At 71.3% G+C, this 18,986-nt stretch carries 20 protein-coding genes; 10 read left to right on the forward strand and 10 right to left on the reverse strand.

Annotated elements, in window-relative coordinates:
* Positions 1-66 precede the first annotated feature (66 nt).
* Positions 67-1,017 (forward strand): SDR family NAD(P)-dependent oxidoreductase, encoded by a 951-nt coding sequence (locus JK364_RS02265; protein ID WP_201846924.1) that lies wholly within the window; start codon positions 67-69, stop codon positions 1,015-1,017.
* 36 nt (positions 1,018-1,053) lie between these two features.
* Here the strand turns inward: JK364_RS02265 and JK364_RS02270 are convergent, their stop codons facing one another.
* On the reverse strand, positions 1,054-1,977 hold the full coding sequence (locus JK364_RS02270) for a LysR family transcriptional regulator (RefSeq protein WP_201846926.1): 924 nt from the start codon (positions 1,975-1,977) through the stop codon (positions 1,054-1,056).
* A gap of 50 nt (positions 1,978-2,027) precedes the next feature.
* Positions 2,028-2,645, reverse strand: a complete 618-nt coding sequence (locus JK364_RS02275) for a TetR/AcrR family transcriptional regulator (RefSeq protein WP_201846928.1) — start codon at positions 2,643-2,645, stop codon at positions 2,028-2,030.
* A gap of 67 nt (positions 2,646-2,712) precedes the next feature.
* Between JK364_RS02275 and JK364_RS02280 the strand changes: the two genes are divergently transcribed.
* Together JK364_RS02280 and JK364_RS02285 are read left to right on the forward strand one after the other, a co-directional pair.
* A complete protein-coding gene (locus JK364_RS02280) occupies positions 2,713-3,105 on the forward strand; it encodes a nuclear transport factor 2 family protein (RefSeq protein WP_230991270.1) in 393 nt (130 codons plus the stop codon).
* A gap of 81 nt (positions 3,106-3,186) precedes the next feature.
* The gene (locus JK364_RS02285) at positions 3,187-3,489 is read left to right on the forward strand and encodes a muconolactone Delta-isomerase family protein (protein ID WP_201846930.1); all 303 of its coding nucleotides are present in this window, start codon (positions 3,187-3,189) and stop codon (positions 3,487-3,489) included.
* A 1-nt stretch (position 3,490) separates the two neighbouring features.
* Here JK364_RS02285 and JK364_RS02290 read toward each other — a convergent pair whose 3' ends face one another.
* The 4 genes from JK364_RS02290 to JK364_RS02305 all read right to left on the reverse strand — a co-directional run bounded on the left by JK364_RS02290 (position 3,491) and on the right by JK364_RS02305 (position 6,160).
* A complete protein-coding gene (locus tag JK364_RS02290) occupies positions 3,491-4,204 on the reverse strand; it encodes an SDR family NAD(P)-dependent oxidoreductase (protein ID WP_201846932.1) in 714 nt (237 codons plus the stop codon).
* A gap of 237 nt (positions 4,205-4,441) precedes the next feature.
* Positions 4,442-5,086, reverse strand: a complete 645-nt coding sequence (locus JK364_RS02295; protein ID WP_201846934.1) for a mycothiol-dependent nitroreductase Rv2466c family protein — start codon at positions 5,084-5,086, stop codon at positions 4,442-4,444.
* Between the two features lie 47 nt (positions 5,087-5,133).
* The gene (locus JK364_RS02300; protein ID WP_201846936.1) at positions 5,134-5,376 is read right to left on the reverse strand and encodes a hypothetical protein; all 243 of its coding nucleotides are present in this window, start codon (positions 5,374-5,376) and stop codon (positions 5,134-5,136) included.
* 70 nt (positions 5,377-5,446) lie between these two features.
* Positions 5,447-6,160, reverse strand: a complete 714-nt coding sequence (locus JK364_RS02305) for an SDR family NAD(P)-dependent oxidoreductase (RefSeq protein ID WP_198276942.1) — start codon at positions 6,158-6,160, stop codon at positions 5,447-5,449.
* A 383-nt stretch (positions 6,161-6,543) separates the two neighbouring features.
* Here JK364_RS02305 and JK364_RS02310 point away from each other — a divergent pair, with 383 nt between their 5' ends.
* The gene (locus tag JK364_RS02310) at positions 6,544-7,836 is read left to right on the forward strand and encodes a YbfB/YjiJ family MFS transporter (RefSeq protein ID WP_372461919.1); all 1,293 of its coding nucleotides are present in this window, start codon (positions 6,544-6,546) and stop codon (positions 7,834-7,836) included.
* A gap of 18 nt (positions 7,837-7,854) precedes the next feature.
* On the opposite strand, the gene JK364_RS02315 is transcribed toward JK364_RS02310, so the two are convergent.
* Complete coding sequence (locus JK364_RS02315) at positions 7,855-10,206, reverse strand: thiamine pyrophosphate-binding protein (RefSeq protein WP_230991436.1); 2,352 nt, start codon at positions 10,204-10,206, stop codon at positions 7,855-7,857.
* 153 nt (positions 10,207-10,359) lie between these two features.
* Here JK364_RS02315 and JK364_RS02320 point away from each other — a divergent pair, with 153 nt between their 5' ends.
* Entirely contained in the window at positions 10,360-10,839 is a 480-nt protein-coding gene (locus tag JK364_RS02320; RefSeq protein ID WP_201846938.1) for an Lrp/AsnC family transcriptional regulator, read from the forward strand.
* A gap of 4 nt (positions 10,840-10,843) precedes the next feature.
* Here JK364_RS02320 and JK364_RS02325 read toward each other — a convergent pair whose 3' ends face one another.
* The 3 genes from JK364_RS02325 to JK364_RS02335 all read right to left on the reverse strand — a co-directional run bounded on the left by JK364_RS02325 (position 10,844) and on the right by JK364_RS02335 (position 13,238).
* Positions 10,844-11,707, reverse strand: a complete 864-nt coding sequence (locus JK364_RS02325) for a hypothetical protein (protein WP_201846940.1) — start codon at positions 11,705-11,707, stop codon at positions 10,844-10,846.
* A gap of 37 nt (positions 11,708-11,744) precedes the next feature.
* Positions 11,745-12,614, reverse strand: coding sequence for a dioxygenase family protein (locus JK364_RS02330; protein ID WP_201846942.1), 870 nt, complete (start codon positions 12,612-12,614; stop codon positions 11,745-11,747).
* A gap of 222 nt (positions 12,615-12,836) precedes the next feature.
* On the reverse strand, positions 12,837-13,238 hold the full coding sequence (locus JK364_RS02335; protein ID WP_230991271.1) for a cupin domain-containing protein: 402 nt from the start codon (positions 13,236-13,238) through the stop codon (positions 12,837-12,839).
* 541 nt (positions 13,239-13,779) lie between these two features.
* Between JK364_RS02335 and JK364_RS02340 the strand changes: the two genes are divergently transcribed.
* The 5 genes from JK364_RS02340 (at position 13,780) to JK364_RS02360 (ending at position 18,927) form a co-directional block, all read left to right on the forward strand.
* Positions 13,780-14,025 carry a hypothetical protein gene (locus JK364_RS02340; RefSeq protein WP_201846944.1) on the forward strand — a complete coding sequence of 82 codons (246 nt, stop codon included), beginning with the start codon at positions 13,780-13,782 and terminating at the stop codon, positions 14,023-14,025.
* A gap of 18 nt (positions 14,026-14,043) precedes the next feature.
* The gene (locus tag JK364_RS57465) at positions 14,044-15,465 is read left to right on the forward strand and encodes a PD40 domain-containing protein (protein WP_201846946.1); all 1,422 of its coding nucleotides are present in this window, start codon (positions 14,044-14,046) and stop codon (positions 15,463-15,465) included.
* A 69-nt stretch (positions 15,466-15,534) separates the two neighbouring features.
* Positions 15,535-16,911, forward strand: coding sequence for a WD40 repeat domain-containing protein (locus JK364_RS02350; protein ID WP_201846948.1), 1,377 nt, complete (start codon positions 15,535-15,537; stop codon positions 16,909-16,911).
* 42 nt (positions 16,912-16,953) lie between these two features.
* Positions 16,954-17,640, forward strand: coding sequence for a hypothetical protein (locus tag JK364_RS02355; RefSeq protein WP_201846950.1), 687 nt, complete (start codon positions 16,954-16,956; stop codon positions 17,638-17,640).
* Between the two features lie 213 nt (positions 17,641-17,853).
* On the forward strand, positions 17,854-18,927 hold the full coding sequence (locus JK364_RS02360) for a 50S ribosomal protein L11 methyltransferase (protein WP_307841134.1): 1,074 nt from the start codon (positions 17,854-17,856) through the stop codon (positions 18,925-18,927).
* Positions 18,928-18,986 lie beyond the last annotated feature (59 nt).

Here is an 18,986-nt window from a genome sequence, read left to right on the forward strand (position 1 = left end):
GGCCCACCGCCACCGCGCCACCGGCCGCGCGCCCACCCTCATGCCACCATCTCCCTGGAGCACGCCATGACCGAAAACCTCATCACCACCCCCTTCGGGGCCCGGACGACCGCCGCCGAGGTCCTGGACGGCGTCGACCTCACCGGCGAACGCGCCATCGTCACCGGAGCGGCCTCCGGCATCGGACGCGAAACCGCACGTGTCCTGGCCACCGCGGGTGCCGAGGTCACCATCGGCGTCCGCGACCTGGCGGCGGGCGCGCGGGCCGCCGAGGAGATCTCCCCGGCGAGCGGCCCGGGAGCGGTGCACGCCACCATGCTCGACCTCGCCGACCAGAGTTCGGTGCGCGCCTTCGTGGCCGCTTGGCGCGGGCCGCTGCACATCCTGGTCCTCAACGCCGGTGTGATGGCCTCGCCACTTCAGCGGACGAGGGAGGGCTGGGAGACGCAGTTCGCCACCAACCATCTCGGCCACTTCGCCCTCGCCACCGGTCTGCACGGCGCCCTGACGGCAGCCCGTGGCGCACGAGTGGTCGCGGTCAGCTCGGTCGGCCACGTCAACGGCGATGTGCTCTTCGACGACATCAACTTCGAGCACCACCCCTACGACCCGTGGGCGGCCTACAGCCAGTCCAAGACCGCCAACGTCCTGTTCGCCGTCGAGGCGAGCCGCCGCTGGGCATCCGATCAGATCGCCGTCAACGCCCTCAACCCCGGCCGGATCACGAACACCCGGCTCGGCCGCCACATCGGGGACATCTCCCGCAGCCCCGCCTCGTTCGACCCCACCAGCACCGACGTGTCCTGGAAGAACATCGAGCAGGGGGCCGCGACCTCCGTACTGCTCGCCGCCTCCCCGCTGACCGAGGGCGTGACCGGCCGGTACTTCGAGGACTGCGACGAGGCCGGACCCCATCAGCCCGGTGTCCGGCGCGGAGTGGCCGCCCACGCGCTGGACACTCAGCAAGCGGCCCGCCTGTGGCAGATCTCCCTCGACCTGCTCGCGGCCGCCGCCTGACCACGCCATCCCGCACGGGGTCCGACGGGACGAGAACTACCGCTTGTACGGATCCCCGTCAGGGAGCCATGCGTCCGGCGCGTGGATGCCGAAGTCGCCGACGCCTTCCGTCAGGGCGTCCACGGTGCTCAGTACGGCCGGGCGGAGTTCTTCCCGGCGCCAGACGAGGGACCAGGTCCAATAGACCTTCGGCTCGACCACGGGACGCATGACCAGGTCGGGCGGCAGTGAAGTGGTCTGGCCCTTGGGCGAGTTGAGGACGGGCCGCCCGCGGTGGCGTACGTGGTCGAAGAACACGGGGCCGGTGATGCCGCCGTCCGCGATGCGCACCGCGGTGGCGCCGGTGTCGGCGGCCAGCCGCTCCGCGTAGTCGTTCCAGGACACCCATGTGGTGGCGTCGTCGTCCAGCAGCACGACGGTGTCCCGGGCGCGGACCTCGCCGGTGTCCTGCCCGGCCGAGACGGCGTAGAGCCGGTCCGCGCCGATCAGCCGGGCGCTGAGTCCGCGCTTCTCCAGATCGTCCGTACGAATCCAGCACACCGCGAGGTCGAGACTGCCGTCCGCGACACGGGCGGCCTGGGCGTGGGAGGGCGCGACCCATGCGTCGATGTGCAGGCGCGCCACGGACGAGGCACGGGCGGTCAGGTCCGAGGGCAGCCAATTCACGTATCCGAGCCGGACCGGTTCCGAGCCCGCGATCCGCGCGGCGCGGTTGCGGAGATCGTCGGCGCGGTCGAGCAGGTCCCGGGTGTGCGGGAGCAGGGCCGCTCCGGCCGGAGTGAGGGCCACCGAACGGCGGTCGCGGTCGAAGAGCCGGACGCCGAGGTCCCGTTCCAGCGCCTTGATCTGCTGGGACAGGGAGGGACCCGCGATAAGGAGCCGCTCCGCGGCCCGGCCGAAGTTCAGCTCCTCGGCCACAGCGACGAAATACCGCAACTGGCGCAGCTCCACGATCGCCATGCTACCTGCCGTGGGAGGCGACACCCATGAGCCGGTCAGCGGCCGTCACCTCAGGCGCCGACCGGTGCCTGAGGTGTACGAGCTCCCAGCAACGCCAGGCAGTTCGGCCACACCGCGCTGAGCCGGGAAGCGTTGTTGTAGAGCTTGGCGAACAGGACCTGGCCCTCGAGCTGCGCGACCACGGACCGAGCGGCCTCGCGGGTGTCGGCGACGGTGACCTCGTCGCGCTCGGCGGCATCGGCGATGACCGAGTCGACCATCTCGACCTGGGTCTCGAAGATCTCCTGCAGCCGCTGGCGGACGGCTTCGGTCTGGTTGCTCATCTCCAGGGTGAGGTTCCCGAACATGCAGCCCGAAACGGTCCCGCAGCTCCGCTGGCCGGCGAGCTGGGCGGCCTCCGTCTCCTCGAACAGCTGCCGTAGCCGTTGCAGCGGCCGCGCGTCGCTGTTCAGGATGCGAGTCCAGTCGTGCCGCTGGGCGGTCCAGTGCTCGTCGATCACGGCCAGCGCGAGGGCCTCCTTGGACTCGAAGAAGTAGTAGAAACTGCCCTTGGGCACCCCGGCCGCCTTGCAGATCTCGGCCACTCCCAGAGCCGAGTAGCCGCGCAGCTCGATGAGCGCCCGCGCAGCGCTGAGGATCTTCTCCCTGGCATCGCTCGTCCGTCCCATGTTGCCAGTATACGACCGATCGACTACCTTTTTACTAGACCGGTCATCTATCACAGGAGCTGACGCCATGAGTGACGCCATGAGTACTGACGCGGTGAACGACCCGATGCACGAGGTGCTGAGACGCTGGCAGGCCGCTTTCGACAGCCACCAGGCGGACGTCATGGCCGACCTGTTCACACCCGACGCCCTCTTCCAGGGGTTCGGCCCCGAGACGCTCTCCGGCCGGGACGCGGTGCGCGGCTACTACGAGGCCGTTCCGGACTACCGCAGGGCGCATCTCGGGGAGGTCCACGGCTACCGGATCGGCGAGCACGTGGCCGGTGGCTTCGCCGACGTCACCTTCCGGGATCCGACGGGCTGGGAGGCCCCGGTGCACCTGTCGCTGGTCCTCCAGCACGAGGGCGGCGGTTGGCGGATCCGCCAGTACCACGTCTCCCGGATCGTCGCTGATCACTGAGGTCGGCGACGATCCACGCAAGGCCGGGTCGGGCACACCGCACGGCCTCGTCCCCCACCGGGACCCGAGAGAGGAAAAGCCATGGAAGAGTTCCTGGTCGAGCTCACCACCACCGTCCCCGAGGGCACCGACCCGGCCGAGGTCGACCGTCGCCGTGCGGCCGAAGCGGTACGGGCCCGGGAGCTGACCGCCGCCGGCCACCTGGCCAGGCTGTGGCGTCCGGTGGGTGAACCGCGCAGCATCGGTCTGTGGCGGGCCGCCGACGAGGCCGAGCTGCACGAGAAGGTGCTCGGTACGCTGCCCCTGTGGCCCTGGATGACCGCGGTGGTCACCGCCGTTCGGCCGCATCCCAATGACCCGGGTGGGGCCGGCGTCACCGGCTGAGTCAGTGGCCGGCGCTCTGGCCGCCGTCCACGTGCATGATCTCGCCGGTGACGAACGGGGCGTTCTCGAGGTAGACGATCGCGTTGACCACATCGTCGATCTCCCCCATCCGGCCGAGCGGGTGCATCGCGGCGAGGGCCTCGTATGTCTCGGGCGGATGCATGGGAGTGCGGATGGTGCCCAGTGCGACGGTGTTGACCCGGATGCCACGGGCCGCGTACTCGATCGCCAGAGCCCTGGTGACCGCGTTCAGACCGCCTTTGGTCAGCGAGGCGAGCGCTGAGAGCGTCTGTGAGTTGGCGTGGTCGACCAGGCTGGTGGAGAGGTTCACCACGTGGCCGCCGCCGTCCCGGGAGAGCATCGCGGCCACGGCGCCGCGGGAGGTTTCGAAGAAGCCACGCAGGTTGACCCCGGTCACGAGGTCGTAGTCCTCGTCGGTGAAGTCGGTGAACGGCTTGGAGACGAAGACCCCGGCGTTGTTGACGAGCGTGTCGATCCGTCCGAACCGGGCCAGGGTCGCGTCGACGATATGGGCGCCGACGCCCGGCTCGGCCACGTCACCGCTGACGGTCAGCACGCTGGGATCGCTCGACTCGTCCAGGGAGCGGGCGGTCGCGGTAACCGCGTAGCCGAGCTCGCGGTAGGCGGAGACCAGGGCGGCGCCGATCCCTCGGGAAGCCCCGGTGACGATGGCGACCTTCTGCACGGTGTTCATTCGACCACCGCTCTCTCCGGTTCAGGCGGTAGTGGCGATCCGGGCCGCGGCGCCGGGCAGGTGCGCCGGGAAGTGCGCCCATTCCGCCGAGGGGCCGCTCGATGGATTCAGGTCCCAGGCGCGGCTGCTGCCGTTGTCTCCATCATGCGCCCGACAGCGGCGCACCCGCACGCCGGGGCGCCGGCACCGGATCCCCCCGGTGCCGGCGCCCCGGCGTGTCACGTCAGGTGGCAGGGGTCAGTCGAAGAGCGGGCCGACGGCGCGGCTGCGCTTGATCTCGTAGAAGCCGGGTATGGAGGCGACGGCGAGGGTCCCGTCCCACAGGCGGGCCGCCTCCTCGCCCTTGGGCGCCGGTGTGACGACGGGACCGAAGAAGGCCACCTTGCCCGACGGCGTGTGCGGACCCGGCACGGCGATGATGGGGCTGCCCACTTCCGAACCGACCAGGGTGATGCCCTCGCGATGCGACAGGCGCAGTGCTTCGTCGTAGGCGTCGGTGTCACCCGCGTCGGCGAGGTCGGCGGGCAACCCGACCTCGCCGAGCGCCGCTTCAATGGTGGCGCGTGTCCTGGGTTCCTGGTTGAGGTGGTATCGGGTGCCGAGAGCGGTGTAGAGGGGCTCCGTTACGTCGGCGCCGAAGGCGATCCGCGCCGCGATCAGGGTGCGGATCGGCGCCCAGGCCCGGTCCATGAGGTCGCGGATGTGTTCCGGCAGTTCGTCCAGGCGCGTCTCGTTGAGGACCGCCAGGCTCATGACGTGCCAGGTGATGTCGACGGGCCGGGCCCCGCCGACCTCGAGCATCCAGCGGGAGGTCAGCCACGTCCATGGGCAGACGGGGTCGAACCAGAAGTCGACCGGCAGGGGCGACGATGCAGGGGGCATGTGGTGTCCAGTGGTTCAGTGGTCGGTCGGGAAGTCGGTGGAAGCCGTCAGCTGGGCCCAGGCGTCGATGTCGTCATCGGCTCGAAGACGGCGTCGTAGTCGGGGATGCCGCGCGGGACGCGGACCAGCTCCATCCCGGTCGCGCGGCCGGGTGCGAGCGCCTCGAACGCACGGATCTGGTCCGGCTCGCGGACGGTGCCGACGGCCCGGTGCCCGGCGGCCAGCGCCTCCTGGGCGAAGGCGCGTCCGAGACCGCCGCCGACACCGATGATGAGGAAAATCTTGCTCATGGAAACTTCCGTGTGAGGGCAAGGGCGTGCCCGGGCGCCCCGTACCGGCGCCCGGGCAGGCGGTCCGGGGTCAGTGGCCGGCGCTCTGGCCTCCGTCGACATGGAGGATCTCGCCGGTGACGAACGGGGCGTTCTCCAGGTAGACGACGGCGTCGACGATGTCGCCGATCTCGCCCATCCGCCCGACCGGGTGGAGGGCGGCGAGTGTGTCGTGGTACTCCGCCGGGTGCATCGGCGTCCTGATGATGCCGAGGGAGACGGCGTTGCTGCGTATGCCGCGGGTGGCGTATTCGATGGCCAGGGCCTTGGTGGCCGACTGCAGTCCGCCCTTGGTGAGGGAGGCCAGTACGGAGGTGACCGCGGAGTGGGCGTGGTCGACCAGGCTGGTGGTGATCTGGACGATGTGTCCGCCGCCCTGGCGGAGCATCTGCTCGGTGGCGAGCTGGGTGATGCGGAAGAAGCCGCTGAGATTGACGCCGGTGACCGTGTCGTAGTCCGCCTGCGTGTACTCGGTGAAGGGCTTGGCGACGAAGACGCCGGCGTTGTTGACCAGGGTGTCGATGCGGCCGAAGCGCTCGATGGCGGCACCGGCCACGCGCTCGGCGGTGGCGGGGTCGGCGATGTCGCCCTGGACGGTGAGGATCTCGGGATCGGAAGCGGGGGCGATCCCGCGTGAGGTGGCGACGACGGCGTAGCCGAGCTTGCGGTACGCCTCGACCAGGCCCGCGCCGATGCCCTGGGACGCTCCGGTGATGACGGCGACCTTCTGGCCGGAAGTGCTCATGGTGACTGTCTCCAGTGGGGTGGGTTGTCCGGACCGGCGCTGATCACCGGCCCTCCACGAACATAGACGACCGGTCGACAAACAACCAGGAACGGCGAGCGCGTCCCGCCTCCCCCGCACCGCTGTGACCTGCGGTGGGAGGCAGCGCCTACCAGATGGGAGGAAGCCGGTCACAGGGATGCCCTGGTCAGACCGGTCCATCCGGGACATCGAGGCCGAGGAGAGGAGGTCCGCACCCCCGCGTGCGCGTGGCCCGTAAGAGGCCGGGCCTACCAGGAGGGAGGAAGCCGATCGTGGCATTCGCCCTGGTGGCGGGCGCAGTCTGAGGCCATGGGAGCGCAACGCCACCCAGGCTTCCGTACCGCGAAACCGTCAAGGACCACATCGTGACCGCAGCGCCTCCGCGCCCCCATGCCACCGGCTCCCGGGGCGTCCGCCACTCGCCCTGGGCCCATGTCGCGCAGGCCGCCGCCGCGCTGGGGGCGGGCATGGGTGTCGGCCGTTTCGTCTACACCCCGATCCTTCCCCTGATGCACACTCAGGCCGGGCTGTCCGCCGCGACGGGTGCGAATCTCGCCACCGCCAACTACGTCGGCTATCTGATCGGCGCGCTCGCCGGGACCTTCCTGCCGCGTCTGATGCGCTCCCCCGCCGTACTGCGGAGTTGTCTGGTGCTGCTGTCGGTGTCCCTGGCCGCGATGCCACTGACCCACGCCACCGGTGTATGGCTGCTGCTCCGGCTGTGCGCGGGCGTGGTGAGCGCGGTGATCTTCGTCATCGCCGTCAGCTCGCTGCTCAGCCATCTGCGCGACCATCCCGCCCACTTGCCCGGGTGGGCCTTCGGCGGAGTCGGGGCAGGGATCGCCCTGTCCGGGGCGCTCGTCCTCGCCCTGCGCACCATCGCGGACTGGCAGGCCGCGTGGTGGGCCTCCGCCATGCTGAGCGCGCTGCTCGCCGTTCCCGCGTGGTTCCTGCGGCCGGAACCCGCGCCCCCGTCGGCGTCCGCCACCCCGGCGGCCGGAGCGGAACGGCGGGAGACCGGCCCGCGCACTCATCGCTGGTTCACCGCGCTCTTCGCCTCGTACACGCTGGAGGGCGTCGGCTACATCATCGCCGGTACCTTCCTGGTGGCCGCGATCGACCAGAGTTCCCCCGGCTGGATCGGCAGCGGCGCCTGGGTGCTGGTGGGCCTCGCGGCCATTCCGTCCTCCGCGCTGTGGGCGGGACTGGGGCGGCGCTGGTCCCGCCCCAGCCTCCTGCTGGCCGCGCTGGGCGTCCAGGCCGTCGGCATCGCCCTGCCCGCGCTGATCGGTGGCGTCGCCGCGGCGCTGATCTCCGCGGTGCTCTTCGGCGCCACGTTCATCGGCGTCAGCACCCTCGCGCTCGCGACCGGCGCGCATCTGCGCTTCCCCCGCGCGGTCGCGCTGCTGACGGCCGGATATTCGGTGGGCCAGATCCTCGGCCCGCTGGTCGCCACCCCGCTGCTGCGCCACGGGTACCACCAGGCCCTGCTCCTCGCGGCCGCCGTCGTGCTGGCGTCCGCCGTGGCGGCCGCCCTCCTCCGGATCGGGTTCCCCCACCACATGCCCGCGCTCGGCCACCCGGTCGTCCGCGCGGAGGCCGCACCCGACCGGCAGTCCACGGGCCTCGGCACCGCCGAGGCCCGGGCGGACTGACCTCCGCCTCAGCCGACTTCAGTCGACGAGGTCGAGGGCGGCGGTGACGATGCTGTCGGTGTCGATGCCGTGGTAGCGGTGGACGTCCTCGATCGAACCGCTCTGGCCGAACCGCGTCACACCGAGGGTGGTGACGGGCGTGTTCTGGATCGTGCCCAGGAAGGCCAGCGTGTGCGGATGGCCGTCCAGCACGGTGACGAGCGGTGTGGCCCGGTCGGCGGGGAAGACCTGGTCGAGGATCCAGCTCGGGTCCCGGGACAGGCCCCGGCGGGCCTGGAGCGCGCGGAAGAGCAGGTCCGGGCTGGTCACGCAGACCACGTCGGCGACGTGGCCGAGGGCGGCCAGCCGGTCGGCGGCGGCCAGGGCCTCCGGGACCAGGGCGCCCATCGCGGCGAGGGTCACCACCGGCCGCTCATGCCGACGCAGCCGGTAGGCTCCCGCGGTCACCTGCCGGCGGCGGCGCTCGCGGGCGGCCGGGTCGCCGGGCACGTCGGCCGCGGACTGGTCGACGGGCCGCGTGGACAGCCGCAGATACGCCGAACTCCCGTCCGGTCGGCCGAGGTTGCCGAGCGCGGCGAGCAGACACCATTCGGTGTCGATCGCGAACGCGGGCTCAAAGGTGACGCAGCCGGGCTGTTCGATACCGAGCGAGGGGGTGGTGATCGACTGGTGCGCGCCGCCCTCCGGGGCGAGCGTGACGCCGGACGGCGTGCCGACCAGGATCGACTGGCCGCCCGCGTAGATGCCGAACGACCACGGCTCCAGGGCCCGGTTGACGAAGGGGTCGTAGACGACGCCGATCGGCAGCAGCGGCTGGCCCCAGCGGCTCCAGGTGGCCCCCAGCTCGCCGAGCAGGCCGACCAGGTTGGTCTCCGCGATGCCCAGCTCCACATGCTGGCCCGTGGGCCGCTCCCGCCAGTGCAGGATCGTCTCGGCGTCGTCGGCGAACCAGTTGGGGCGCTCGGTCGGGGACCACACACCGACCTTGTTGAGCCAGCCGCCGAGGTTGGTGGTGGAGCTGACGTCCGGGCTGACGGTGACGATCCGGGCAGCCGCCTCCGGCGCCCGCCGGGTGAGGTCCAGCAGGACGCGCCCGAGGGCCTGCTGGGTGTTGCCGGAGCCGGTCGGTGCCGGGCGGGCGAGGTCGGCGGGGACCCCGGGGGCCTGTCGCGACGCGTGTCCGGGGCGGCGCAGCCGCGTGGCGGCCGCCGCGCACCGGGCCGCCTCCGGCGATCCACCGGCGAAGACCGCCCACGGCCGGTCGGGGTCCGTTCCCAGACGGTCGGCCAGGGTCCTCATCTGGTCGGCGGTCAGCAGGGAGGAGTGGTTCTGCGGGTGGCCCTCGGTGGGCAGCCCGTAGCCCTTGACCGTGTACGCGAAGATGACGGTCGGCCGGGTGTCGTCGACGCTGTCGAACGCGTCCATCAGCGCGCCGATGTCGTGCCCTCCCAGGTTGCGCAGCGCCGCCAGCAGTGAGGCGTCGTCCAGGGGGGCGATCAGGTCCGCGATCGGCCCGGCGGTGGAGCCGGTGCCGGGCAGGCGCTCGCGCAGCTCGTCGGCGGAGCAGCGCAGCAGGCGCTGGTATTCGGGGTTGTCCATGGCGTCGATACGGGCGTGCAGGGCCTCACCGCCCGGCCGCGCGAACAACTCCCGCAGCGCGTGCCCGTACTTGAGGGTGATGACCTGCCAGCCGGCCGCGGCGAACATGCCCTGCAGCCGGTCCGCGGCGATGCCGGGGACGACCCGGTCCAGGGACTGCCGGTTCAGGTCGACGACCCACACCGCCTCGCCCAGGCTGGGCACCATCGGGTCCTGGATCGCCTCCCAGATCGCGCCCTCGTCCAGCTCCGCGTCGCCCAGCAGGGAGTACTGCCGTCCCCTCCCGGCCCCGCCGAAGTGGCCCTCCACATAGCGCCGCGCGAGGGCGCCCCACAGAGGGGCGGTGGCGCCGATGCCGACCGAGCCCGTGGAGTAGTCGACCGGGTCGGGGTCCTTGGCCCGGCTGGGGTAGCTCTGCAGGCCGCCGAAGGCGCGCAGAGTGGTCAGGTAGGACTCGTCCAGCTCGCCCAGCAGGTAGTTGATGGCGTGCAGCACGGGTGAGGCGTGGGGCTTGACCGAGACCCGGTCCTCGGGGTCAAGCGCGTGGAACCACAGGGCCGTCATGATCGACGACATCGAGGCACTGGACGCCTGGTGGCCGCCGACCTTCAGCCCCGAGGGGTTCGGCCGCACCCGGTTGGCATGGTCGATGATCGCGGTGGACAGCCACAGCACCCGCTGCCCGACCGCCTCCAGCACGGCGAGCTCCTCCGCCCGGGCACCGCTCGAGCCGTTGCCACCGATCGCTCTCAGCTCCGGGTCCAGGACCATCACCGACCGCCTCCGCTATCCGCACCGCGCCATGGAAAACTGATTTTGTGCTCCGCCAGTAGACAGATAGCTCCTCAACTGCACAAGATGCTTCTCTTTCGTTGAGCATTCTGCTCATGCTCCGGGTCGAAAGAGGGACGTCGATTGAGCACTATGAACAGTGAGCGAGGCGTGGACGCCACCGACGCGCGGATCCTGCTCGCCCTCGCCGCCCAGCCGCGGGCCACCGTGGTCGCCCTGGCCGAGCAGCTGGGGCTGTCCCGCAACACCGTCCAGGCGCGGGTGGCCAGAATGGAGCAGGGCGGCGCGCTGGGCTCCTTCGAACGCCGGATCACCCCGAACGCGCTGGGCCATCCGCTCACCGCGTTCGTCACCGCGCGGGTCGATCAGCGGCGGCTGGCCGAGGTGTCCGAGGCACTGGCGGGCATCGCCGAAGTCGTGGAGGTCTTCGGCCTCAGCGGCGAGACGGATCTGCTCGTACGGGTGGTCGCCGCGGACGCGGAGGATCTGTACCGGATCGCGGGGCGGATCCTCGCCGTGCCGGGCATCGAGCGCACGGCGACGGCCCTGGCCATGCGCGAGCTGGTGCCGCACCGGCTCACCCCGCTGCTGCGCCGTGCCGCGGCGGAGTGAGTGTTCAGTTCGCCCCGTCGGCGGCTCCGGTGCGCACACCGAGCCGCCGAAGGCGCCGGCTGATCCGTTCGTGGTCGCGCAGGGCCCCTGAGGCCGACGCCAGCTCACCCGCTTCTTCGAGGTACGGGATCGCCGGGGCCGTATCGGCCGATGTGGCCAGGAGTTCGCCGAGGTCCTCGCAGGCCGCGGCCAGGGCCAGGGGTCTGCCGCCGCTCCGGTAGGCGCTGATCGCGGACTCCAGCGCACGGGGGTCGCTGTGGAGCAGGCCGTCCACAAGGGCGCGGACCGCCCGGATGATCCGCTGGCTGTCGTCCCGCGCGGTCAGGGCGCGCAGGGCGCCGGACACGGCCCGCGCGACCGACGGGTCCCCGCCGCGGAGCGCGATGCGCGTGATCGCGGGCCAGTGGGACGGCGTCACGGCGAGCAGCCGCGTCGGCTCAGGGTCCCCGAAGTCGGCCGTGAGTGCCGCTGCCGCCGGGGCGTCCAGGCCGCCCTCCGCGTCCGCCAGACAGGCGCGCGCAAGCGTCACCCACCGGCCGTACCGCTGCGTGGCCGGGTCGGGACCGGCTTCGGCGGCGCGGAGATGGTCCCTCACCCTGGCGAGGTCACCGCGCCTGATCTCCACCAGCGCCAGTACCGACCAGGCCCGCGCGTTAGGCCGAGTGATCTCGAGTTCGTCCGCCACCGTCAGACTGGCCTCGGCCTCCACGGCCGCGTCGTCCAGCGCGCCCTGTTCGAGGAGGGCGCAGGCACGGGCCGCGTGCCAGTGGGGAAGCGACCAGCCGAGGCCCAGCACCTCCGCCTCGCGCTGTCCGTCCCGCAGGATCCGCTCGGTGTCCGCGAGCCGGTCGGTGGCGAGCAGCGCCATGGCCAGCCGCAGCGCCGGAATCCGCGGGGGCCGCGGATCAGTCCGCGGGGCGGGGTTCGAGGACGAAGGTGTGCCGCAGCACGGTGTACGGCTCGTCGGTCAGCTCGCGGCAGGGCCCGGTGCCGGCCTCGTAGGTGTCATACGACGCGATCAGCGACTCCTTGACCCCGAACACCGGATCGGTGTCCAGGTACGAGTCGTCCGACGGGAACAGCATGGTGGTCACGCGCTGGAATCCCTCGGCCTCGATCAGCAGGTGCACATGGGCGGGACGCATGGGTGACCTGCTGGTGACGCCCAGGAGTTCGCCGACCGGGCCGTCGCCGGGGATCGGGTAGCTGGACGGGCGGATGGAACGGAAGCCGAAGTGTCCCGTCCCGTCGGTGCGGAACAGCGCGCGCATGGCCGGATCGACCTGGCCGGGCACATCCACGTCGTAGTGGCCTTCCCCGTCGCTGTGCCAGACGTCCACCGCCGCGTCGGCCACCGGCGCTCCCGCACGGTTCACGACCCGTCCGTCGAAGAACAGCGGGGTGCCGGGCAGACCTCCGGAGATATCGGCGGCATCGGCGCGCCGCGGCCTGTCCTCCCTGAAGAAGGGGCCCAGGACGCTGTTCTGGGTGGTTTCCGTGGGTCGTCGGTTGCTCAGGGAATCGACCAGCATGGTGATGCCCAGCACGTCGGACAGCAGGATGAACTCCCGGCGCGTCGATGTGCACATCTGCCCGGTGCGCGTCAGGAAGTCCACTCCCCGGGCCCACTCCTCCTCCGTCAACTCGACCTCGCGGACGAAGGCGTGGAGGTGCCGCACCAGCGATTCCAGGATCTCCGCGACCCGGGCGTCCTTGGTGTCCCGCATGGTGGAGATCACGGCATCGGTGATGGTGTCGCTGGTCAGATCACGCATGGCGCGCTCCCGTGGTGGTCGGGTCGATGGCGGAGTCGGTCCGGGGATGCTGGAAAAAGCTTCGGCACCCGGGTGATCTCCGTCAACGGAATCGACACCGCCATGGCCGGGGCCATGGCGGTGTGCGTATGCGTATGCGTGTGCGTATGCGGGGGACGATCGGCTCCGCTGTGCCACCCGCCTAGCGCGGATGGCCACGTCAGCCGCGGCAGCCGCGGCAGGTCAATCCGTGGGCCGCGGGTGGCGCAGATGAGCCCGCTTCTCCAGCTCCTCCTCGTCGACCACCGTGAGCATCGGCTGGCCCGGTGCACACAGCATGAACACGACGAACTTGCTCGGGGCGTCCGGCAGGGCGTTGCCGTTCTGGTAGTGGATCACGTCGCCGCCCGGCTCGAACAGCGTCTCACCGGCCTTGATCACGCGCTCCGGCTCGCCTTCGAGCTCGAACCGGATCGCGCCCTCCGTCACATAGCCGTAGCACGGCCCCGAGTGGCGGTGCGGAGGAGTCCCGGGGTCGCCGGGAGGCCACTCGACGAGGACGGTCATCCCCGAAGCACCCTCGGGAATGAAGGGCGGCTCGACGTCCGCCAGCATCTTGGGTCCGGTCCCATCCGCTGAGTCCATCTCGTGCACTGTGCTACACCTCCGTGGGCCGGCCCGGAACGGACGGACGATCCGCGTCGGAATTCCGGGCTCGAACAACATTCCGGGCTCGAACAACTCGATTCACAGGGAAGAAAAGGCACGGCCCGCGTCTGTGACACGCCGTGCGCCTCGCCGTCTCGGGCAGAGTCCCGGATGACCGTTTGTCGCAGCACCAAGCGTGGTGGAGGCCGGTGAACCTCTGCCCATCAAGGGTAGTCCGCGCTCACCGGTGACGGCGGCCATCAGGGAAGACGCGGTTGGCTCAGCCGAACTGGCCGACCCGCGAGAGCATTGCCGAAGTAGTCGAGACATGGATCCATGGTTTCTCCCAGCAGATGTGCCGTTGTGCGTTCCTCGCTGGCCACACTGGATCAGCGCGGCACCGGGGCGCATCGCATAAACGAGTGATTCGGGACCGGCCGCCTGACGCGTGAGGATGGGGACCGGTCCCGACGTGGCGTCCTTACGGTGACGGGCATGGTTCGAATGACGCGCCGCGGAGGCGGCCTGGGACGGACTGGTGGCCGACAACCGCGACGAGATCCACAAGATCCGGGGCGCCAAGGAGCGCTCGTCCGATCTGGGGGACGCGGCCCTGTCCTTCGAGGCGCCGGGCGTCACGGTCCTGGCGATCCGGATCGAGACGGTCGTCGTGGAGGCCATCGTCTGGGACGGGAGCGACCAGGTGAGCGAGGCGGACGAGGACGCGATGGTGAAGAAGTGGCCCGCACTCCAGCTCTCGAAGATCGAGAAGCGGCTCGGCTGATCAGCGGTGGTGTACGCCGTGGCCGCGGCATACACCACCGGCCGCCGACACGATGAGGACCTCGACGGGGAGAGTGGCGAAATGGACGACGAGGGCGAGCGGCTACGGGCCGAATGTGACCGTCTCCGGGAGGAGGTCGGGCAGCTCAGGTCCCAGGTGGAGCGGCGACGGGCCGCCGCTCCACCCGATGTGCCCGGCGCCGCGTTTGAGGAGGCGGCCGGGGGCGTCGGGAAACGAGCGGATGGCGTACCCGTCGCCCGCGCACCCCAGGAGCCCCCGCTCGACCCTCACGCCCCTACGGGCGCGGACACCTCCTCCGCGCATCCGCGCGTCGCGGGGCTCTCCCGCCGGGGCCTGCTCGTCGCCGGTGGCGCCGTCGTGATCGCCGGGGGCGGGGCCGCCGCCGCTGTCCTCGCCCGGGACGACGGCTCGTCCTCCTCCCCTCGCCCCCGGCCGCCGCGCCCGCGCCCCGTGACGAGCATTCCCGCACACCCCACGATCCGCCGCCTGGCCACCCTCAAGGGCCACTCCGGCACCCTCGGCGGGGTGTGGTTCAGCCCGGACGGGCGGACGCTGGTCTCCACCGAGGCCGATGTGGGCAACCTGCGGCTGTGGGACGTCCCTGAGCACCGGCGGATCGGCGCGCCGCTGACCTCCGCTCTCGTGGTCTTCCAGTCCGTGGCGATCAGCTCGGACGGCACGACGCTCGCCACCGGTGGCGCGGACCGGGCGCAGTTCTGGCAGATCCCCTCGCTGCACCGCGGTGGCAGGTCGCTGAGCCTGCCGGACCGCACACAGCGGCCGTTCGAGGTGGTCGCCTTCAGCCCGGACGGCAGGACGCTGGCCGCGGGCGGCACGAACGACCCGGGCGGTGGCGTCGTGCGGCTGTGGGACGTGGCCTCCCGCGGACAGCGGGGCGAGCCGATGACCGGGCACGAGGGCGGTGTCGAGGGACTGTTGTTCAGTCCGGACGGCAAGACCCTGGCCGTGAGCAGCCACGTCGGCGACGGTGTCGTGCGGCTGTGGGACGTGGCGTCCCGCAGCCGGCGGGGCGAGCCGCTGACCGGACACGAGGGCGGTGTGGGCGCCATGGCGTTCAGCCCGGACAGCAGGACCCTGGCGGTGAGCGCGAGTGTGGGTGGCGACGGCCTCGTACGGCTGTGGGACACGGCCACCGCCACCCGGCGCGGCAAACCACTGCGCGCCCGGACCGTCGGCGTCAGCGCGCTGGCCTACAGCGGGGACGGGAAGACCATCGTCACGCTCGGCTTCTACAGCGGGCTTGTGTTGCGCTTCTGGGACGCGGCCACGCACAGGGAACGAGCGAAGCCCCTGGAGCTCGCCTCCCTGTCCCAGCCGACGGCCTTCACTGGGGACGGGCTGACGCTGGCGACCGGCAGCTACGACGACAACGCCATACGGCTCTGGCGGATCGAGTAGCCGCCGAAGCGGCCGGTCTCGCGGTCGGTGCAGCACACGGAGTGGAACAGGAGAAGGGCGGGAGCGGGCATGGAGCAGCGAGGACCCTCACCGGAGGGCGTACGCGGCGCCTCATCGTCATCCGGTGCGGGGCGCACCGGGCCGGACGACGGGAGGACGACGGCGGAAGCGGGCGCCGCGGCCGAGGAGCTCGGCCAACTCCGGGACGAACACGACCGGTTGCTGGCCGAACGCGAACGCCTCCGCCACGAGCTGAGCGGACCGCCCTCGCACCCACCGCGGATACCCGCGAAGCTCCCACCGCGGATATCCGCGAAGCCCCTTCCGCCCTCGCGGCGCCGTCTGCTCATCGGCGCGGGAGCGGCCGTCGCGGTCGCCGCCGTGGCCGTGCCCACCGGCGTCGCCCTCTTCGGCGGCGACCCGGATGGCGGGAAGGAGACCACCACCCGCGGCAAGCCCGGCAAGGATGCCTCCGGCAGCCCCTCCCCCACTCCCCCGCGTACACCCCCGCCCGTCGCCATCCCCGCCCATCCCCGGCTGCGCCCGCTGGCGACCCTCAAGGGACACAAGGGCGAGATCGGCACGCTGCGCTTCAGCCCGGACGGGAAGGTCCTGGCCTCCAGCGAAGCCCAGGACGGAGTGCTGCGCCTGTGGGACGTGGCCACCCATAAACAGCGGACGCGAGCCCTGCTCTCCTCGCTCGTCGTCTTCAAGGGAGTGGCCTTCAGCCCGGACGGCCGGACGGTGGCGACCGGCCACGAGAGCAGAGCCCAGTTCTGGGACACGGCCACCCTGCGCCCCCATGGCAAGGAGATCGCCCAGCACGACGATCCCCTTCTGTCCTACGAGACCATCGCCTTCAGCCCGGACGGCACCCTCTTCGCCACCAGCGGCTTCATCGACCAGGAGATCCGGTTCTATGACGTGGCAACCCATCAGCGGAAGGGCGAGCCCCTGGAGTCGGCAGGCGCCCACCAACTGGTGTTCAGTCCGGACGGGAAGACTCTGGCCGGCGTGGACGAGTCCGGCATGGACGGCGTACGGCTGTGGGACGTGGCCACCCGGAAACAACGGCCTCAACCGCCGGACGACTTCTTCGGCGGCGCCACCCAGATGGTGTTCAGCCTGGACAGCAGAACCCTGGCCGTCGCCGACGACTCCCCGGAAGTCCGCTTCTTCGACGCGATCACGGGCAAGGAGCGCGGCAAGCCGCTCGCCGGCCACAGTGGCTCCGTCACCGGCCTGGCCTACAGCACGGACGGCCGGACCGTCCTCACCACCGATTACTCCCGCCTGCACCTGTGGGATGCTGCCGGCCACGAACACCGAGCCGCCATCAGCAGCCCCGGCCCCTCCATCGCCCAACTCGCCTTCAGCCCCGACGGCCGCACCCTGGCCACCCTTGGCTTCCAGGACAGGACGATCCACCTGTGGGGCCTGGAGTAGTCCCGTGTGCTGCCGATCGCATGCCGGATCCAGGAGACGCTCATGACGCGACTGCGACAGTGCTGGTTCTGCGCGGGCGAGACCACCGCCACACGGCACGATCGCATCGTCGGGTTGCACAGGGATGTCGAGTCCGGCCCGACCTGGTATCTGGGTGTCCGCACCACGTGGCAGAGCATCAGCGTCCGTGTGCCACGGTGCGAACGGTGCCATGTCGGACACACGATCGCGCAGTCCATGCTGGCGGCCTCCATCGCCGCGCCGATCGCCTACGCCGCCAGTGGTGAGCTGGACACGCTCCTCGGGATCCTGCCGAGCACATCGGCCGACAAGGTCCGCTCGGTGATCTGGGCCGTGGTGGCGTGCCTTCCCGCACTGGTGTGGATCGCCGCCCGCCAGGCGTGGCTGCCCTGGCGCCGCCTCGCGCCCCGCCCGCTGAGCCACGCCCGTGGCCACCCGGCGGTTCGGCGCCTGAGGGAGGACGGCTGGCGCTACCGGCCGGGGCCCTTTCCGCATTGGCGGAACGCCAAGGACCCGGACCTCGACCACCTCTCCGGGCCGTCTGCCCGCCCCCGGCGGATCCTCGGCCGCATCACCGGCCTGCTCGGGCTCGCCTCCCTCGTCGTGACCGTCGTTCTGTATCTGCGGGACAGTGAGTTGGCGGCATTGTTCCTGGTGATCGCCTTCGGTCTGTTCTTCCTCTCCTCGAAGATCGACCCCGAAGTGTGAACGCGGCCCGGGCCGGGCCTAAGCGTCGGAGTTGCCGAATGATCTGTCCCCCGTGCGAGCTACCCGAGGTGTCCTCCATGGGGTGACGATCTTGAGCCGCCACATCCCTAGCGTTCGGAGCAGCCGCGGCGCTCCGGCCGCGGATCTGGCGAAGGACTGAGGATGCAACGTTCCTACGTGGCAGAGTTAGCCGCTCCCGGTCATAAGGTGCCGGTGCGAGCCTGCGCCGACGGGTCGAATCCACCGATATGGCTGTTCCCTTCGGTCGGTGAGTACCCGGTCTACGACGACTTCGTCTACGACGTGATGCTCAAGGACGAGCGTCGGACGGACCGGTACGCCGAAGCCGTCCGGCGCCACGCCCCCGGCCGGACCGTGCTCGACCTCGGCACGGGGCAGGACGCGGTGTGGGCGCTGGCCGCCGCCCGCGCCGGAGCGCGGCATGTGTGGGCCGTGGAGGTCATGCCCAAATCCGCGCGGATCGCCCGGGAGACCATCGCGGAGGCGGGTTTCGCCGACCTGATCACGGTGGTCGAGGGGCTGTCCACCGAGATCGAGCTCCCCGAGCCCGTCGAGATGTGCGTCTCCGAGATCATCGGCACGCTCGGCGGCTCCGAGGGCGCGGGGTCGGTGCTGCGGGACGCGCGGAAGCGGCTGGTGAAGCCCGGCGGGGTGTTCGTCCCGCACCGCAGCGCCACCACGGCCGTGGCCCTGGACCTGTGCGGTGCGACGGGGGGCGAACTGCCCGGTTTCCCGTCCGTCGCCTTCGGCTTCGTGGAAGAGATATTCGCCGCGGTGGGCCGCCCCTTCGACCTTCGGGTCTGTCTCGGGGGGTTGCAGGACGTGCCGGAGGTGCGGGAGCGGTCCTACCTGTCCGGCCCCGTCGAAGTGGAGCCGCTGGAGTTCAACGGCGCATTGCGGCCGGAGGGCGTCGACCGCGCCGAGCTGACGTTCACCCGGCCCGGCCGCTTCTCCGGGCTCGCCCTGGGCATGCGTCTGTGGGTGGCCGAGGGGGGCGAGCCGATCGACTCGCTGTCCGAATGGAGCAATTGGACCCCCGTCTACGCGGCGCTGTCGGAGGAGGGCCTGCCGGTGCGGCCGGGCGACCGTTTCGTCTTCGAGTTCACCACGACGATCAGCGACGACGGCGTACATCCCGACTACGCGCTCGTCGGCGAGCTGCACCGGGACAGCGGTCCGGCGGTGCCGTTGCGCTGGAGCTCGACGCACCATGGGGATGGTTTCCGCGAGACGTTCTTCCATCGCCGGCTCTTCCCCGAAGCCTGATCCACGGGCCCCGCCCCGGTCCCGAAGCGCACCGGCGGGGAGACCTGTCGGAGTCCTCC

The sequence above is a fragment of the Streptomyces endocoffeicus genome (assembly GCF_016741935.1).
Lineage (GTDB): Bacteria > Actinomycetota > Actinomycetes > Streptomycetales > Streptomycetaceae > Streptomyces > Streptomyces endocoffeicus.

Excerpts from the sequence above, each read along its gene's own strand:
- JK364_RS02265 (WP_201846924.1), top strand. The coding sequence starts at position 67 with ATGACCGAAAACCTCATCACCACCCCCTTCGGGGCCCGGACGACCGCC.
- JK364_RS02270 (WP_201846926.1), bottom strand. The coding sequence starts at position 1,977 with ATGGCGATCGTGGAGCTGCGCCAGTTGCGGTATTTCGTCGCTGTGGCC.
- JK364_RS02275 (WP_201846928.1), bottom strand. The coding sequence starts at position 2,645 with ATGGGACGGACGAGCGATGCCAGGGAGAAGATCCTCAGCGCTGCGCGG.
- JK364_RS02280 (WP_230991270.1), top strand. The coding sequence starts at position 2,713 with ATGAGTGACGCCATGAGTACTGACGCGGTGAACGACCCGATGCACGAG.
- JK364_RS02285 (WP_201846930.1), top strand. The coding sequence starts at position 3,187 with ATGGAAGAGTTCCTGGTCGAGCTCACCACCACCGTCCCCGAGGGCACC.
- JK364_RS02290 (WP_201846932.1), bottom strand. The coding sequence starts at position 4,204 with ATGAACACCGTGCAGAAGGTCGCCATCGTCACCGGGGCTTCCCGAGGG.
- JK364_RS02295 (WP_201846934.1), bottom strand. The coding sequence starts at position 5,086 with ATGCCCCCTGCATCGTCGCCCCTGCCGGTCGACTTCTGGTTCGACCCC.
- JK364_RS02300 (WP_201846936.1), bottom strand. The coding sequence starts at position 5,376 with ATGAGCAAGATTTTCCTCATCATCGGTGTCGGCGGCGGTCTCGGACGC.
- JK364_RS02305 (WP_198276942.1), bottom strand. The coding sequence starts at position 6,160 with ATGAGCACTTCCGGCCAGAAGGTCGCCGTCATCACCGGAGCGTCCCAG.
- JK364_RS02315 (WP_230991436.1), bottom strand. The coding sequence starts at position 10,206 with ATGGTCCTGGACCCGGAGCTGAGAGCGATCGGTGGCAACGGCTCGAGC.
- JK364_RS02320 (WP_201846938.1), top strand. The coding sequence starts at position 10,360 with ATGAACAGTGAGCGAGGCGTGGACGCCACCGACGCGCGGATCCTGCTC.
- JK364_RS02325 (WP_201846940.1), bottom strand. The coding sequence starts at position 11,707 with ATGGCGCTGCTCGCCACCGACCGGCTCGCGGACACCGAGCGGATCCTG.
- JK364_RS02330 (WP_201846942.1), bottom strand. The coding sequence starts at position 12,614 with ATGCGTGATCTGACCAGCGACACCATCACCGATGCCGTGATCTCCACC.
- JK364_RS02335 (WP_230991271.1), bottom strand. The coding sequence starts at position 13,238 with ATGGACTCAGCGGATGGGACCGGACCCAAGATGCTGGCGGACGTCGAG.
- JK364_RS02350 (WP_201846948.1), top strand. The coding sequence starts at position 15,535 with ATGGAGCAGCGAGGACCCTCACCGGAGGGCGTACGCGGCGCCTCATCG.
- JK364_RS02355 (WP_201846950.1), top strand. The coding sequence starts at position 16,954 with ATGACGCGACTGCGACAGTGCTGGTTCTGCGCGGGCGAGACCACCGCC.